We start from the raw sequence: 15,541 nt of genomic DNA on the forward strand, positions 1-15,541 counted from the left end.
GCCGGCAGAATCAAAAATCGCCGGCGGCGGGCGCAAGGCTTAATCCAGCGGCGTGGCGGGTGCGTTTGCCGGCAGTGTCCACTTGCCGTTTTGAATGTGCGGTGAACTGCCTTCCAGCTCGCCGCCAAGATTAAAGCTGAACGTGTAGCGCATGTCCGGATTGCGCGCGGACAATCGTTCAAGCGCCTCAAAAATATGACGAATGTCGATCTCGTTCGAGCTGCCCAGCAGCGTGCGTTCCAAACGTCCGACCAACTCGGCGTTGACGCTGCGGCCGGCCCTGTCCGCCTCCGCCTTCAGCTTTTCAAAGAGCGAAAACGGCATTCGATATTGACTTCGGTGAATATCTCCCATGGCGATATCTTGGCACCAACACGATTTACTAGCTAGTGACTGAAAATATGAAATTAGTGACAGATTAGTTGAAATAAGAAAAAATTCCGTGCGGAACTTCACACAGAAATCAAAGGTGCCGCTGGCGTAATCGTCCACATGGCGTTCTGTTTTATTGCTTTAAGAAATCATCAAAATGGATGATGCCATTTTTGTCATGGCAAACTACAATCACATTGGATGTCATCTAAATAACACTTGATGTTATCCACCACGAGAGTAAGAAATCATGTCTATCAAATCACTTAGCACTGCGGTAGTCCTCGCTCTGTCATCCGCTGCATCCACAGTTCATGCGACAACGATTGATTTTGAAGGTTTCCCTACCCCCGAAGGAAATGGGGTGTTCGGCTATCTTGCATCCGCCTACGGCTTCACCTGGACAGGGCTATATGACGAGTATAGTGTCGTGGTCAGCCCGAATTACGCCCTTTACTTTGGTGGGACACCGGATCAATCCCACTCAGGGACCAACTACGCGTGGACCGGTGGGTCGGGCGAGTTTGTCATGGAAGCTGCTTCATTCACATTGAATAGCCTTTGGCTACGCACACCATGGGCTACCGGATCGCTTGACGTGAAGGGGTATAAGGATGGGGTTGAGATTTACTCATCAACCGTCGTCATCAGTGGCGCCTATCAGCAAAAGATCTTCGACTTCGTCGGTGTCGATAAGGTGACATTCTATGGAAACAACATCGGCAATCTGCTCTTCGACGATGTCGTGGTTAATGAGACCCCGGGGCTCCCTCCCCCTGTACCAGAACCCGAAACCTACGCCCTGCTGCTAGCCGGCCTGGGCCTGGTCGGCGCCTTCGTCCGACGTCGCACACGAGCGTAAGTAACGCCGCACGCAACACAGCCCTTCGGGGCTTTTTTTTCGCGCGTACGAATGGCTCTTCCCACCAGCGTCGCTCTCACAGCTTTCAACCTTGTTGTGGGAGATCGACATTTCAACGGTGCGGCAACCCTGGAATGCTACGCTTTGACGACGGCCGCCAAGCCGCCCATCAGCGTTCTCAAACCCAAGCTATCCGAGGGAAATATGAAAAACTTCATCCAGGTTCTTGTAGCGCTGGCGGCTATTCTCATGCTGCACGCGCCCGCGCACGCCTTGTCCGAGCTCAACAGCCCGATCGATCCGAAAGTCATTGTCACCGTTGGCGATTTGCAATGGGTGTGGTCGGGCCCGTGCGCCCCGGTAGAGCCCAGTTGCGGCACTTCGATGCAGCGCGATAACTTCACCATCCCGACCGCCGCGCAATGGCTGTCCAGTTTCGCCGATACGGCAACAGTTGTTGCCGCCTTCACCACCACGCCCTTTACCGGGATTTGCGCCTCACCATGGTTTAATACCGCGCTCGATCATTGCGACCTGATGGACCTGCAGATGGGATCTATCTGGAACGCCCCCTCCCCAATCGGAACATTCGAGACGCAGAATGCGGGCGCCGAAGCCTTCCTCGTCCGCGTGGTGCCGGAACCCGAGACCTATCTCATGCTCGTAGCGGGCCTAGGCCTGGTGGCCGCCATCGCGCGCCGTAAGCGATCGACATGATCGCCGGCACTCCAAAGCTTCCAAGTGTGTAGTTTTTAAAAATCTTTTGTAACAACGCCGCGCACGATTGACTTTCAACGGGTATAAAAATGTTTTTTTGCTATTATTTTTATGCCATCCGGCAAATATATTAGTTAATAAAATACACATCAAGGGGCAAGTATATGAAACTTAAGTGCACCATCGCTGCGCTTTTGGCAGCAACCGCGTTTAGCGCTACCGCCGCTAACCAAACCTTCAACGTCACGCCTGGCGTTGCATTGAATTTTAACGGACTGGGCCCGCTGCTTTCCAGCGCCGATCACTCGGACACGCTCACGTTTACTGGCCTCGCCGCAGGCACGTACTCTGTGTTTCTGTCGTACAGCAGCGTCAACGTCGACCTCACCAAGGCCAGCCTGAACGACGATACGCCGATCCTGCTTTTCCATACGCCTAGCGCAAGTCTCGGCACTTTCGCCGTCACCGACCAGTCGCCATTCACGCTGAAATTGTGGGGTGCGGTGACCGGAAATCCAATCGGCGCATCGTACAACGGCCAGATCGTGGTCACCGCAGTTCCTGAACCAGCAACCTACGGCATGCTGCTCGGCGGCCTGGGCCTGCTGGGTTATGCCGCTCGTCGTCGCAAAAATCAAGCCTGATCCCTGCATCTATCCATAGTTGGATGAAACAAGCTCGCGTTCCCTCGGTTCGCGGGCTTTATTTATTTCTGCCGGTCACGTTTCGCTTCGCATGAAACCATGAAAATATTTGATGCACTGGCGTCTTTGGCTCGGCTGGCCAGAACTTGACCGGCCTGACGTTTGCGCAATCCATCACCGCAAGTGTTGATCCTGCACTGTGGTCCACCACGTCTCCAGGACTTTCTATCTTGTCAGGCACCGGCCCTGCATTTACCGACACGGTTACCGTCAATGGCCATACCTTGACATTTACGGCGGTTTCCACCGACAGCAATGGCTATCAACTCATATTCAACCAATTGTCGCGGGGCTACGGCCTCACCGACGACGTGCAGAGCCCTTCATCCCGCACGCCAGCTTTGGTCAAGCCTTGACGCTGGGTTCAATCAACTCGATTTACGGGAGTAATGCCGTTTTCAGCGTAAGCGGTAGTCAACACGCTTATTTTTCCGCGCTAGGAACTGTTACCTCCCTGACAGTCAGCTCCTTCGATGTCCCTGCCCCTGTTCCCGAACCAGAAACCTACGCCATGTTGCTGGCCGGCATAGGCCTGGTCGGCTTCGCGGCAGGCCGGAAACGCACGACCGTTTGATCCACCGCCGGCGCCCATATGGCGCCGTTAGCAGCCCGCACCGGCCGCCGCTCGCTGTTTGGCATCTAACAGACGTGCAAACAAGCAAGCCATACAATCAAGGCATACAAGCTGAAAAGGTATCGCCATGGCTGCTGATGACCGAAGAACCCGGCCCAGCGAGGCGCTTGCCGTCGATAACGCCATCTGGCTGATGGGTAAGGAAGGCACGGCGTCTGCAATTCACTACCTGGGTGTCAAGGGCATATCACATGACGTCGCAGTGCGTGCGCTGAACAACCCGCTGCTGCGTCGTCGCCATCGCGAGCGCAGAAAAAGTCGGCGGCAGTAGTCCGCCCGCGCAAGAACAAGCCGCTCCATATGAGCGGAACGGCTTGCTGGATGCGGCTCTGGAATGAGGCGTCGAGCTGGCTGGGTTTGCACCTGTGCCGGTGTCCGCCCAATCCGCCAGCAGGCGTGGGTTGACTCAGACCTTGCGGCGGCGCTGGGCCACTGCTCCGATAGCTGCCAGCCCGGCGAACATCATGGCGTAACTGGATGGCTCTGGCACTGCTGCGGCCATGAAGTTCAGCTGCAGATCGTTGCCGGACACGCCAACGCTCCAGACTCCGCCCAGCAGCGCGTTGTTAAAGCCGGTGGTATCGAGCAGGAATTCGTTGGCCGCGTAGCCGCTGATGCCGGCGGTGGCGGTCGCCAGCGTGTAGCTGTAGTTGTGCTTCGCATCGAAATTGAAGACGTTGCCCGCGCTGTTATCCGCCATCAACGATTGCAGGCGGATGGTAATGGGATTGCTGCCGCTGCCCACCAGCGTCAGGGTGCCGTTCACCGATAGAAAATCGTAGCCTATGCCTGCCGCGCCGTTCGCATCGTTGAGTTGCCAGAGATAGGTACTGCCGTCGGCGAAGGTCGTGTCGCCGGCATTGAGCTGCCCCGGCGAATTACCCGGCGCAAGCGTGCCCTTCAGGTTCAACGTGCCGATGGTGCCGCTGCCGCTCAGTGTCGCGCCTTGGGCGACCGTGAACGCGCTGGAGCTGGCGCTGCCATTGATGCGCAGCTCGCCGGCATTCACCAGCGTTGCGCCCGTGTAGGTGTTGGTGCCGCTCAGAACCTGGACGCCGCTGCCCACCTTGGTCACATTGATCGCGCCTTGGATAGTGCCACTGTACTTGCTGGTGTCGTTATCGAAGTCCATGGTCAGCGTAGCAGGGGCAGTGCCGGAGTTCTTGATGGTGCCCGCGCCGTTGCCTGCCGATGCGACCTTGCCGAAAGTGGTGTTCAAGCCGCGCAGGTCCAGCGTACCACCACCTCCAGCGGAGTTGTCAAAGGTCAGCGTGCTCTTGCGGGTGGTGGCTTCGGCGGTGTAAATCTGGAGCTGGGCGTTCTTCTTGAGAATGATGTCGGCGCCAGTCACCGTACCGGCGTCACGCGCGACCAGGATACTGTTATCAGTGAAGGTCAGCTTGCCACTCGTCAATGTGCCTGTTTGAACGTTATTGATAAATCCGCCATCGCCTGCGTGGGTCAGCAGAACCATATTGCCGGCGAAAGTGATCGCGGTGTCCGGCGTAGCCACCTGGAGGTTATCGAGTTGGAGACTGTTGGCGGCCGAGGCGGAAGTAAAGGTATAACCGCTGCTGTTGACGGCCAGTCGCCGACCAAAACCTGCCGCACTAAGCGTTACGGTGCCTGGCGTGCCGCCGAAAGTTGCACCGCCATTGACGCCAAAGGTTCCCGCCCAGTTACCGCTTCCGCCGCCCCAGGTATAGGCATTCGTCATAGGATTCAGAACGTCTCCCGACGCCATATAGTAGGCGTAGGTGCCAGCAGTGGCCGGGGCGGTGTTTGAACCTTTGGCAATATTGGAAAAATTATTGAGGTTTGTCACCATATAGGAACTCAGACCACCCTGTCCATTATAGTTATTACCATAGCCGTCTTGGTATCCGTAGTTGGCATAAAGACCATTAGCGTACGCGCCAAATGCAGCCCACATACCTTGGTCGAGATACTTAAATACCGCATAGCTACGCATGCCATCCGACAAAAGTATCATTTGGAATGTGTCTGTATTGAGCACCTGCGTTTTAGTAATAGGGTCTAGATGGCTAGCACGATAATAGAGGCTGCCCGGAGGGCCCCAGTTTAAAGGGACATGGTCCCAAGTTATTATTTCTGCAACCGTTGGATTGAAGATCGAACCCAGACTTAGCTTTTTAATATCACTCCCCAGCGCTGACAACTGAGATGAGTCTGAAACAGTGCGGTACCAGACGTTGCCAGTGTTGCTGGTATCCAGATCCGCGAAATACGGTGCGATGATCGGAGGTAGCCCTGCAGTAGGGAAAAAGCTCGGCTGGTATTCAGTGCTATTCAAACCTCTGGTAAAAGAGACCGCGCCATTAGTGTTTACAAACAAGCTATCGTAATTATGGGAAAAAAACGCTGCCCGCAATGAGGAACCTGCGATACCTTGTCCACCCAAACTGACTTGAGCGAAACAATCGTCGCATGAAGTCAAGCGGCTATCGCCAGCGGCAGTTCCGTAGTTATAGAAAACCGCGCCGCCTTGCGCTGCGCCTGAAAAGGCCAGGGTGACCAGCAGTGATAGCTGAGTGAGGCGCGGTAGCGGCATAGTTGGACCTTTCCCTAGTATCAGTGGAAACAGACCACTGAAACCAAAACAATGATTGTTATTAATTAATCATTGTAATTCAACTGTCTGAGAAAGGATGTAGCGTAAACGTGCTACAAGCCGCCCACGTGGCAAGTTGCGCCTTGCTTTACCGCGAATCCCGCACACAAATCCGGGCACGGCGGGCTGAAAATGAAAAAGGCCAGCGTCATGGCTGGCCTAAGTCGTTGATTTTGTTGGTCGGGGCGAGAGGATTCGAACCTCCGACCCCATGCACCCCATGCATGTACGCTACCAGGCTGCGCTACGCCCCGACGAACAGCTAATTATAGCAGCGGCTTTAAGTATTTGTCATGTTTGCTTCACGCCGCTAAGATGACAGCATGCACGCCGCCGATCTCGAACACGCCGCCGCCCTCCTCCAACAAGCCGACCTGCTGATCGTCGCGGCGGGCGCCGGCATGGGTGTCGATTCGGGCTTGCCGGATTTTCGCGGCAACGACGGTTTCTGGAAAGCCTATCCGGCCCTCGGCCGCGCGCGCATGGAATTTACCAGCGTGGCGTCGCCCGCCACCTTCCACGACGATCCGGCGCTGGCCTGGGGCTTCTACGGCCACCGGCTCAATCTTTACCGCGACACCGTGCCGCACGCCGGCTTCGGCCTGCTGAAGCAATGGGGCGAGCGCATGGGGCACGGCTACGGCGTTTTCACCAGCAACGTCGACGGCCACTTCCAGAAAGCCGGCTTCGATCCGCAGCGCATCCTGGAGTGCCACGGCTCCATCCATCATCTGCAATGCCTGCAACCGTGCGGCGGCGAGATCTGGAGCGCCGACGGCTACACGCCGCAAGTCGATAACATCAACTGCCAGCTGCTCAACGCAGCGCCCACCTGCCCGCACTGCGGCGCACTGGCGCGGCCGAATATCCTGATGTTTGGCGACGGCGGCTGGAATGAAGGCCGCGCGGCGCGGCAGGAGGAAGGTCTGCGCCATCTGCTGCGCAAGGCAAGCAAACCGTTGGTGGTGGAACTGGGCGCCGGTGTGGCGATACCGTCGGTGCGCCATTTCGGCCAGAGCGTGATTCGCAACCACAACGGCCGCATGATCCGCATCAACCCGCGCGAGCCGCAGGTGGCCAGCCAGGCCGACATCGGCCTGGCTTCGGGCGCCCTCGCGGCGCTGGCCGCGATCGACACCCTGTTATAAACGATTTATACCAATTTCACGGTGATCGGCGACAGGCCGGCAACCTTGCCTTCGAGGACATTGCCGCGCACCACCGCGCCCACACCTTCCGGCGTGCCGCTGAAAATCAGGTCGCCCGGCGCCAGCGTGAAGTAGGTCGACAGGTTGGCGATGGTTTCGCTGATCGACCAGATCAGCTGCGAGATGTCGGCCGACTGCTTGGTCACGCCATCCACATCCAGCTGGATCGCGGCGTGGTTGATGTCGCCCGCTTCTTCCGCGCGGTGAATCAGGCCGATCGGCGCCGAGAAGTCGAACGCCTTGCCGATTTCCCATGGACGGCCGACGTCGCGCATCTTGAATTGCAGGTCGCGGCGCGTCATGTCGAAACCGACGGCGTAGCCGAAGATGTGCGAGGCCGCATCTTCCACCGAAATATCCGCGCCGCCCTTGCCGATGGCGACCACCAGTTCGCACTCGTAGTGCAGGTTGTTGGTCTGCGGCGGATACGGCAGTTCCAGCACGCGGTTCGGCGCGGCCGGCACCACGGCTTGGGCATCGCCCGGTTTGCAGAAGAAGAATGGCGGTTCGCGGGTCGGGTCGGAACCCATTTCGCGCGCGTGGCCTGCGTAATTGCGGCCGACGCAGTAGACGCGGCGCACAGGGAACAGGTCGGAAGTACCGGCGACCGGCAGGCCGACGATGTCATGGGCAGGAATTACGTAAGAAGTCATGATGCGCCTATTAGCAGGATAGAGACATCACGCATGGTACAACAGCCGCCGTCCGCGTGCAGCGGCCGGAAACATTAGGAGACAAATCAGGTCAGCAGCAAGGCCTTCATGGCGACGCGGTAGCCTTCCACAAGGGAGTTGCGGTCCAGCTGCGGGCGGTGCAAGGCACGGATCGGCAGGCCGTGGAACAGCGACACCATGGTGTCGATGCGGCCGTCCAGCAGCGCGTCGTCGACCGACAGGCCGCGCCGTTCGCGCTCGCGCTTGATGATCGGCCGGAACTCGGCCATCGCCGCCAGGTCGGTGGCGCGCATCGCCGCGGCGATCTTAGGATTGCGCGCGGCTTCGGCAAACATCTCCAGCGGCAGCTGGAAGTATTCCGGATCGAGGTTCTCGTCGATGTGGCGCGGCGCCTCGTCGATCATCGACTGCAGCGGATCTTCCTTGCTTCCCAGTTCGCGCAGCTGCGCCGTCACATGCTCCGCTTCCAGGTCGACGAAGGCCATGATGATGGCTTCCTTGCTGTCGAAGTAGTTGTAGATGTGGCCAGCGCTCATGCCCGCCTCTTTCGAGATCTCGGACATGCTGGCGCCATGGAAGCCACTGCGGGCAAAACACACGGCAGCCGCCTGCAATACCTGGTTGCGCCGACTCTGTGCCCGTTCCGGGTCTGTGCGTCGTTTAACGTGGGATTTCATGGGAGCGCTCTTGAAGTGATGAGAAAGTATAGCAGCGGACGCCGGCAAGGCGTCCGCTGCGCCGCATCAGCCCTGCGGCTGTTGCGCTTGCTGCTGTGACGGCAGCTCCGGCTGCCAGCCGCCGCCCAGCACCTTGTACAGGGTGACGGCGTTGCTGGTCTTGGCCAGGCGGGTGCTGATCAGGCCTTGCTGCGCCGTGTACAGCGCGCGCTGCGACACCAGCGCGTTCAGGTACGAGTCCGCGCCCTTGTTGTAGCGCGCCTCGTTGATGGTGTAGCTCTTCTGCGACGCCTCGACCAGCGCCTGCTGCGACGCCAGGCGTTCATCCAGCGTGCCGCGCGTGGCCAGTGCATCGGCCACTTCGCGGAACGCGGTCTGCACCGCCTTCTCGTACTGCGCCACCGAGATGTCGCGGTCGGCCTTGGCGATATTCAGGTTGGCGCGGTTGACGCCACCATCGAAGATCGGCAGGTTGATCGCCGGCGCAAAGCTCCACGTCGACGAACCGGCCTTGAACAGCCCGGACAAGGTGGTGCTGGCGCTGCCGCCGGACGCCGTCAGCGAAATGCTCGGGAAGAAGGCGGCACGCGCCACGCCGATGTTGGCGTTGGCGGCGCGCAGCGCGCGTTCCGCTTCCTGAACGTCAGGACGCGCTTGCAGCAGGTCCGACGGCAGGCCGGCCGGAATCGCGGCCAGTTGCGTCACTTCTTCCAGGTCACCGGTCGGCAGCAGTTCCGTCGGCACGGCGCTGCCGACCAGCAGCGTCAGCGCGTTCTGGTCCAGCGCCACCTGCGCGGTGTAGACCGCCGCGTCGTTGCGCGCGGTTTCCACGCTGGTCTGCGCGTCGTACATGTCGGTGCCGGCCACCACGCCCAGGGCAAAGCGCTTCTTGCTCAGGTCATAGCTGGTCTGCTGGCTTTTCAGCGTGTTCTGCGCCAGCTTGAGGCGCTGCTGATCGGCGATCAGCGTCAGGTAGGCGTTCGCCACTTCCGCCACCAGCGTGATCTGCTGCGTGCGGCGCGCTTCCTCGGTGCCGAGGTAGGTCTGCAGGCCGGCCTCGGACTGGTTACGCACCTTGCCGAAGAAGTCCAGCTCATACGAGGACATCACCAGCCCGCCGTTGTACTGGCGGTTGATGGCGGCTTCGCCGGTGCCGGTCATGTTCGACGGCGTGCGCGACGCGGTCTGACTGACGTTGGCCGACAGTTTCGGCAGCAGCGCCGCCGTGTCGATGTTGTACTGCGCCTTGGCCTTTTCGATATTCAGCACCGAGACGCGCAGGTCGCGATTGTTCACCAGCGCCAGCTCGATCACCTTGCGCAGCTTCTCGTCGGAGAAGTATTCGCGCCACTGGATCTGCGACACCGGCTTGGCGTCGGCCGCCGCTGCCGGCACGCCCTTGTAGGCGTCGCCGGCAGGCCAGGCCTGACCTACCGGTTGCGCCGGACGTTCGTACACCGGCGCCAGGCTGCAACCGGCCAGGGTGGTGGCCACTGCGGCCAGCACCGCCGTCGTGATTAAGGATTTTTTCATATTAATGCACCTCTACAGCGTTTGCCGGCGCCGCTGGCTTCTTCGGAGCGAAGTAGCCGCGCACCAGCACAAAGAACAGCGGTACGAAGAAGATGCCGAGGAAGGTCGCCGTCATCATCCCGCCCAGCACCGCCACGCCGATCGCGTTCTGGCTGCCGGAACCGGCGCCGCTGCTGATCGCCAGCGGGAACACGCCCAGGCCGAAAGCAATGGAAGTCATCAGGATCGGACGCAGACGCAGCTTCACCGCGTGCAGGGTCGCCTTCTTCAGATCTTCGCCGGCGTCCTGCAGTTCCTTGGCGAATTCGACGATCAGAATCGCATTCTTCGCCGCCAGACCGATCACGGTCAGCAGGCCGACCTGGAAATAGACATCGTTCGACAGCTTGAACACAAAGGTCGCCAGCACCGTGCCGATCACACCCAGCGGCACCACCAGCAGCACCGAGAACGGCACCGACCAGCTTTCATACAGCGCGGCCAGGCACAGGAACACGATCAGGATCGAGATCGCATACAGCTGCGTGGTCTGCGAACCGGAATCGCGTTCCTCGGTCGACAGGCCGGTCCACTCGTAGCCGATACCCGGCGGCAGTTGCGCCGCCAGCTTCTCGACTTCCGCCATGGCGGTACCCGAGCTCTGGCCCGGCGCAGGCGCGCCGAGGATCTCGGTCGACGGCAGGCCGTTGTAGCGTTCCAGGCGTGGCGAGGCATACACCCACTTGCCGGTGCTGAAGGCCGAGAAAGGCACCATCTCGCCGCTGGCGTTACGCACGAACCACTTGCTCAGGTCTTCCGGCGTCATGCGCGCTTCGGCCGAGCCCTGGATGAACACTTTCTTCACGCGGCCGCGGTCGACGAAGTCGTTGACATAGGCGCTACCCCAGGCGTTGCTCAACACCTTGTTCACATCAGCCACGGTCAGCCCCAAGGCGATGGCCTTCTGCTGGTCGATGGTGACCTTGTACTGCGGCGTATCTTCCTGGCCGTTGGGACGTACGCCCACCAGCAGCTTGCTCTGCGAGGCCATGCCCAGCATCTGGTTACGCGCCGCCATCAGCGCTTCGTGGCCGACGCCGCCGATGTCCTGCAGCTGCAAGTCGAAGCCGCTGGCGTTACCCAGTTCCAGCACCGCAGGCGGAGCGAAGGCGAACACCATCGCGTCTTTGATTTGCGAGAACTTGCCCATCGCGCGGCCAACGATGGCGCTGACGCGATTCGCCGCACCCGGACGCTCGGACCAGTCCTTCATGCGGACGAAGGCGATGCCGCTGTTCTGGCCATTGCCGCTGAAGCTGAAGCCGGCCACCGCGAACACGGAAGCGACAGCATCCTTCTCTTCGGTCAGGAAGTGGTTCTCGACCTTTTCGATCACTTTCAGCGTGCGTTGCTGGGTGGCGCCGGTCGGCAGCTGGATCTGCGAGAACAGCACGCCCTGGTCTTCCTCCGGCAGGAAGGAAGTCGGCAGGCGCAGGAACACCAGCGCCAGCACGCCCAGCAGCACCACGTACAGCACCAGCGAACGGCCGCCGCGATTCAGGATCGAACCAACGATGCCCTGGTATTTATTGGTGCCGCGCTCGAAGGTGCGGTTGAACCAGCCGAAGAAACCCTTGTTGGTCAGGTGATGGCCTTTTTCCACCGGCTTCAGGATGGTCGCGCACAGCGCCGGCGTGAAGATCATCGCCACCAGCACCGACAGCACCATTGCCGACACGATGGTCACCGAGAACTGGCGGTAGATCACGCCGGTCGAGCCGCTGAAGAAGGCCATCGGCACGAACACCGCCGACAGCACCAGCGCGATACCGACCAGCGCACCGCTGATCTGGTCCATCGACTTGCGGGTCGCTTCCAGCGGCGACAAGCCCTCTTCGGTCATCACGCGTTCGACGTTTTCCACCACCACGATCGCGTCATCAACCAGCAGGCCGATCGCCAGCACCACCGCGAACATGGTCAGCGTGTTGATCGAGTAGCCCAGCGCCGACAGGATGGCGAAGGTCCCCAGCAGCACCACCGGCACCGCCATGGTCGGAATCAGCGTGGCGCGGAAGTTTTGCAGGAACAGGTACATCACCAGGAACACCAGCACCACGGCTTCCACCAGCGTCTTCACCACTTCTTCGATCGACAGCTTGACGAACGGGGTGGTGTCGAAGGCGACGACGGCTTTCAGGCCTTTCGGGAACTGCGCCTGCATGGTCTTGATCTTGGCCTTGACCGCGTTGGCGGTGTCCAGCGCGTTGGCGCCGGTAGCCAGCTTGATCGCCATGCCGGATGCGGCGTGGCCGTTGTAGCGCGCCAGGATGTTGTAGGTCTCGCTGCCCAGCTCCATGCGGGCGACGTCGCGCAGGTGCACGGTGGCGCCGCTGGCACTGGTCTTCAACAGGATGGCGCCGAACTGTTCGGCGGTCTGCAGGCGGCTTTGCGCCGTGACGGTGGCGTTCAGCTGCTGGCCGGCGACGGCCGGCAGGCCGCCCAGCTCACCGGCGGAGACTTCGGTATTCTGCGCCGTGATGGCGTCGCTCACATCGGCAGGCGTCAGCTGGTAGCTTTGCAGCTTGGCGGCGTCCAGCCAGATGCGCATGGCGTACTGCGAACCGAAGTTGGTCACGTCGCCCACGCCTTCCACCCGCGAGATCGGATCGATCACGTTGGCGGCCACGTAGTCGCCGATGTCGGCCTGCTTCATGGAGCCGTCTTCGGAAACGAAGCCGAGCACCATCAGGAAGTTCTTGGTGGCCTTGGCCACCACCAGGCCTTGCTGCTGCACCACGGCCGGCAGCAGCGGCATGGCCAGCTGCAGTTTGTTCTGCACCTGCACCTGTGCGATGTCAGGATTGGTGCCGCTGCGGAAGGTCAGCGTGATGCTGACGCCACCGGTCGAGTCGGACGACGACGACATGTAGCGCAGGCCGTCGATACCCTTCATCTTTTGCTCGATGATCTGGGTCACGGCATCCTGCACCGTCTTGGCCGACGCGCCTGGATAGGAACCGCTGATCGAAATCGACGGCGGGGCAATGCTTGGATATTGCGCGATCGGCAGGCCGAGAATCGAGATTATGCCGCCCAGCATAATCACGATCGCGACCACCCACGCAAAAATCGGGCGATCAATAAAGAAACGGGACATGTGCTAACTCCTTATTGCGCGCTCTTGGCGTTGGCTGGGACAGCACCGCCGACGGCAACGGCGGAAGGCGCGGCAACCGGCTTGGCGGCGTTGGCCGGCGCGCCCGGTTTGACTTTTTGCAGGCCTTCGACGATCAGCAGGTCGCCGTCGTTCAGGCCCGATTTGACCAGCCACTTGTCGCCCAGCGTGGCGCCGGTGACCAGCGTGCGCTGTTCGACCTTGCCTTCCTTGTTCAGCACCAGCGCGGTCGCTTCGCCCTTGGCGTTGCGGGTCACGCCCTGCTGCGGCACGGCGATGGCGTGTTCGTCGACGCCGGATTCGATCACGGCGCGCACGAACATGCCAGGCAGCAGATCATGCTTGGGATTCGGGAACAGCGCGCGCAGCGTGACGTTGCCGGTGCCCGGATCGACCGTCACGTCGGAGAACTGCAGCTTGCCGGCGATGGCGTACTTGGTGCCGTCCGACAGCACCAGCGTGACCTTGGCCTGGCTGCCGTCTTTTTTCAGGCCGCCGCTTTCCACTTCGCGCTTCAGGCGCAGCATGTCTTCGCTGGTCTGTGTGACGTCGACGTAGATCGGGTCCAGCTGCTGCACGGTGGTCAGCGCATTGGTCTGGCTGGCGGTCACCAGCGCGCCCGGGGTCACGGTCGAACGGCCGATGCGGCCGCTGATCGGCGCATCGACGTGGGTGTAGCCGACATTGATCTTGGCCTGTTCCAGCGCGGCGGCGGCCGATTCCACGTCGGCCTTGGCCTGCTCGTGGGCGGCGACGGCGTCGTCGTAATCCTGCTTGCTGACGCCTTCGATGGCGACCAGCTCCTTGTAGCGCTGCACTTTCGGCGCGGCGGTCAGCAGATTGGCCAAGGCCTTGGACAGCGCGGCCTTGGCCGAGTTGTACGACGCCTGGTAGGTGGCCGGGTCGATCTGGTACAGCGGCATGCCGGCCTTGACGTCGGCGCCCTCGACAAACAGGCGTTTCTGAATCAGGCCACTGACCTGCGGGCGCACTTCAGCCACTTGATAAGCGGCGGTGCGGCCCGGCAGTTCGGTGGTGATTTGCAGCGGCGCTTGCGCCACCTTGAAAACGCCCACTTCCGCCACCTGCTGCTGGTGAGGTGCTTCGGACGCGGACTTGGAGCAGCCGGCCATGACGGCCAGCGCGGAGACTACGGCTACGGCACCAGCGGTGCGCAGCATCGTTTTTTTGCAGAAAAAGGCTTCCATGTGATGAGCTTTCTGTATAAATATTAAGCACAACCTATAGAATGAACGATCATTCTAATTAAGTCAAGCAACATTCTTGTGCAGTGCGGCATGGTTACTATTTTTTTAAGCGTGACTTAAACCGATGAAATTCCGCGTGCACCATCCAAGTGCGGGGTTGCGATGCTACAATCAGTTAATTTCTTTTCGTTATCATTTAGTACGATCGTGCAGATTATTCCTCCAGCGTCCTCCCCTGCCCGTCCCCGGCTCACCACGCTGGTGACCGCCGGCGTCAGCGCCACGGTGCTGTTGACGGTGCTGTGCCTGCTGATCCTGGTGGACCATTTCGCCATCGATTACGCCCGCCAGGAGGCGCAGCAGCGCCTGCAGCAGCTGTCCTGGCAGATGCGCGACGCGCTGGACGGCGCGGTGCGCCAGGCCACCGGCAACGTCCAGCTGCTGACGGCGCTGCCCCAGGTGCGCGCGGCGCGCTCGCCGGCCGAGGTGCGCCAGGCGCTGGAAAGCCTGCAAAAAACCTTCCCCGACTATGCCTGGATCGGCCTGGCCAAGCCGGACGGCGCCGTGTACGCCGCCACCCAGGGCCTGCTCGAAGGCACCAGCGTCAGCAGCTATGACTGGTTCAAGGGCGGCAAGGACAAGCTGTACGCAGGCGACTTCCATCCGGTCGCGCCGCTGGGCAAGAAACTGCCGTCCGGCGCCGAGCCGTGGCGCTTTGTCGACGCCGCCGGGCCGGTGCTGGACGCCGACGGCAAGGAACAGGGCGTGCTGTGCGTGCACATGAGCTGGGGCTGGATGCGGCGCATGGCGCGCACCATCCTGGCGCCGGCCGAACAGCAGTATGCGGCCGAGATCTTCGTGGTGCGCGGCGACGGCACCGTCATGCTGGGCCCGAACGGCAGCGAAGAACAAAAGATCAGCAGCGACAGCCTGGCGCTGGCGCGCGGCGGCGCCTCCGGCGCGCTCAAGGAAAGCTGGGCCGACGGCCGCAGCTACCTGACCGGCTACGCCCGCAGCGGCCATCCCGACGATCCGGCCACGCTGAGCTGGGCCATCCTGGCGCGCCAGCCGGAGGAACAGGCGCTGTCCGGCGCCCGCGCGCTGGAGCGCCAGATCCTGCTGCTGGGCGCCATCCTCGGCGCGGCGATGGCGCTGGCGGCGGC

General features: G+C 60.9%; 15 protein-coding genes and 1 tRNA gene. 8 read left to right on the plus strand and 8 right to left on the minus strand.

Features of this window, described 5'->3' with window-relative positions; all coding sequences use genetic code 11:
- Positions 1 to 39 precede the first annotated feature (39 nt).
- Entirely contained in the window at positions 40 to 492 is a 453-nt protein-coding gene (locus GJ698_RS31165) for an Arc family DNA-binding protein (protein WP_229260034.1), read from the minus strand.
- Positions 493 to 622: 130 nt separating this feature from the next.
- On the opposite strand from GJ698_RS31165, the gene GJ698_RS30990 reads away from it, so the two are divergent.
- The 6 genes from GJ698_RS30990 to GJ698_RS17380 all read left to right on the plus strand — a co-directional run bounded on the left by GJ698_RS30990 (position 623) and on the right by GJ698_RS17380 (position 3,560).
- Positions 623 to 1,234, plus strand: a complete 612-nt coding sequence (locus tag GJ698_RS30990; protein WP_229260035.1) for a PEP-CTERM sorting domain-containing protein — start codon at positions 623 to 625, stop codon at positions 1,232 to 1,234.
- Positions 1,235 to 1,285: 51 nt separating this feature from the next.
- Positions 1,286 to 1,951 (plus strand): PEP-CTERM sorting domain-containing protein, encoded by a 666-nt coding sequence (locus GJ698_RS17360; RefSeq protein ID WP_154359113.1) that lies wholly within the window; start codon positions 1,286 to 1,288, stop codon positions 1,949 to 1,951.
- A 164-nt stretch (positions 1,952 to 2,115) separates the two neighbouring features.
- Positions 2,116 to 2,595: an FxDxF family PEP-CTERM protein gene (locus tag GJ698_RS30675; RefSeq protein ID WP_208023840.1), complete on the plus strand. Its 480-nt coding sequence runs from the start codon at positions 2,116 to 2,118 to the stop codon at positions 2,593 to 2,595.
- Between the two features lie 146 nt (positions 2,596 to 2,741).
- Entirely contained in the window at positions 2,742 to 3,011 is a 270-nt protein-coding gene (locus tag GJ698_RS17370) for a hypothetical protein (protein WP_154359114.1), read from the plus strand.
- Positions 3,008 to 3,229 (plus strand): PEP-CTERM sorting domain-containing protein, encoded by a 222-nt coding sequence (locus GJ698_RS31170; RefSeq protein ID WP_267874810.1) that lies wholly within the window; start codon positions 3,008 to 3,010, stop codon positions 3,227 to 3,229. Before GJ698_RS17370 ends, GJ698_RS31170 begins: the two co-directional genes overlap by 4 nt.
- 127 nt (positions 3,230 to 3,356) lie before the next feature.
- Positions 3,357 to 3,560 carry a hypothetical protein gene (locus GJ698_RS17380; protein ID WP_154359115.1) on the plus strand — a complete coding sequence of 68 codons (204 nt, stop codon included), beginning with the start codon at positions 3,357 to 3,359 and terminating at the stop codon, positions 3,558 to 3,560.
- A gap of 135 nt (positions 3,561 to 3,695) precedes the next feature.
- Here the strand turns inward: GJ698_RS17380 and GJ698_RS17385 are convergent, their stop codons facing one another.
- Positions 3,696 to 5,861 (minus strand): nidogen-like domain-containing protein, encoded by a 2,166-nt coding sequence (locus GJ698_RS17385; RefSeq protein ID WP_154359116.1) that lies wholly within the window; start codon positions 5,859 to 5,861, stop codon positions 3,696 to 3,698.
- Positions 5,862 to 6,098: 237 nt separating this feature from the next.
- Positions 6,099 to 6,175, minus strand: a tRNA-Pro gene (locus GJ698_RS17390).
- Positions 6,176 to 6,244: 69 nt separating this feature from the next.
- Between GJ698_RS17390 and GJ698_RS17395 the strand changes: the two genes are divergently transcribed.
- Entirely contained in the window at positions 6,245 to 7,069 is an 825-nt protein-coding gene (locus GJ698_RS17395; RefSeq protein WP_154359117.1) for an SIR2 family NAD-dependent protein deacylase, read from the plus strand.
- A 5-nt stretch (positions 7,070 to 7,074) separates the two neighbouring features.
- Here the strand turns inward: GJ698_RS17395 and GJ698_RS17400 are convergent, their stop codons facing one another.
- The 5 genes from GJ698_RS17400 to GJ698_RS17420 form a co-directional block, all read right to left on the minus strand.
- Entirely contained in the window at positions 7,075 to 7,782 is a 708-nt protein-coding gene (locus GJ698_RS17400) for a fumarylacetoacetate hydrolase family protein (protein ID WP_154359118.1), read from the minus strand.
- Positions 7,783 to 7,868: 86 nt separating this feature from the next.
- Complete coding sequence (locus GJ698_RS17405) at positions 7,869 to 8,480, minus strand: TetR/AcrR family transcriptional regulator (RefSeq protein ID WP_154359119.1); 612 nt, start codon at positions 8,478 to 8,480, stop codon at positions 7,869 to 7,871.
- Between the two features lie 66 nt (positions 8,481 to 8,546).
- Positions 8,547 to 10,013 (minus strand): AdeC/AdeK/OprM family multidrug efflux complex outer membrane factor, encoded by a 1,467-nt coding sequence (gene adeC / locus GJ698_RS17410; RefSeq protein WP_154359120.1) that lies wholly within the window; start codon positions 10,011 to 10,013, stop codon positions 8,547 to 8,549.
- Position 10,014: 1 nt separating this feature from the next.
- The gene (locus GJ698_RS17415; RefSeq protein ID WP_154359121.1) at positions 10,015 to 13,152 is read right to left on the minus strand and encodes an efflux RND transporter permease subunit; all 3,138 of its coding nucleotides are present in this window, start codon (positions 13,150 to 13,152) and stop codon (positions 10,015 to 10,017) included.
- Between the two features lie 11 nt (positions 13,153 to 13,163).
- Positions 13,164 to 14,378 (minus strand): efflux RND transporter periplasmic adaptor subunit, encoded by a 1,215-nt coding sequence (locus GJ698_RS17420; protein WP_154359122.1) that lies wholly within the window; start codon positions 14,376 to 14,378, stop codon positions 13,164 to 13,166.
- A 207-nt stretch (positions 14,379 to 14,585) separates the two neighbouring features.
- Between GJ698_RS17420 and GJ698_RS17425 the strand changes: the two genes are divergently transcribed.
- The coding region (locus tag GJ698_RS17425; RefSeq protein WP_371865359.1) for a cache domain-containing protein at positions 14,586 to 15,541 on the plus strand (956 nt) is incomplete at its 3' end.

This window comes from Duganella aquatilis (assembly GCF_009674565.1).
Taxonomy (GTDB): Bacteria; Pseudomonadota; Gammaproteobacteria; order Burkholderiales; family Burkholderiaceae_D; genus Rugamonas; species Rugamonas aquatilis.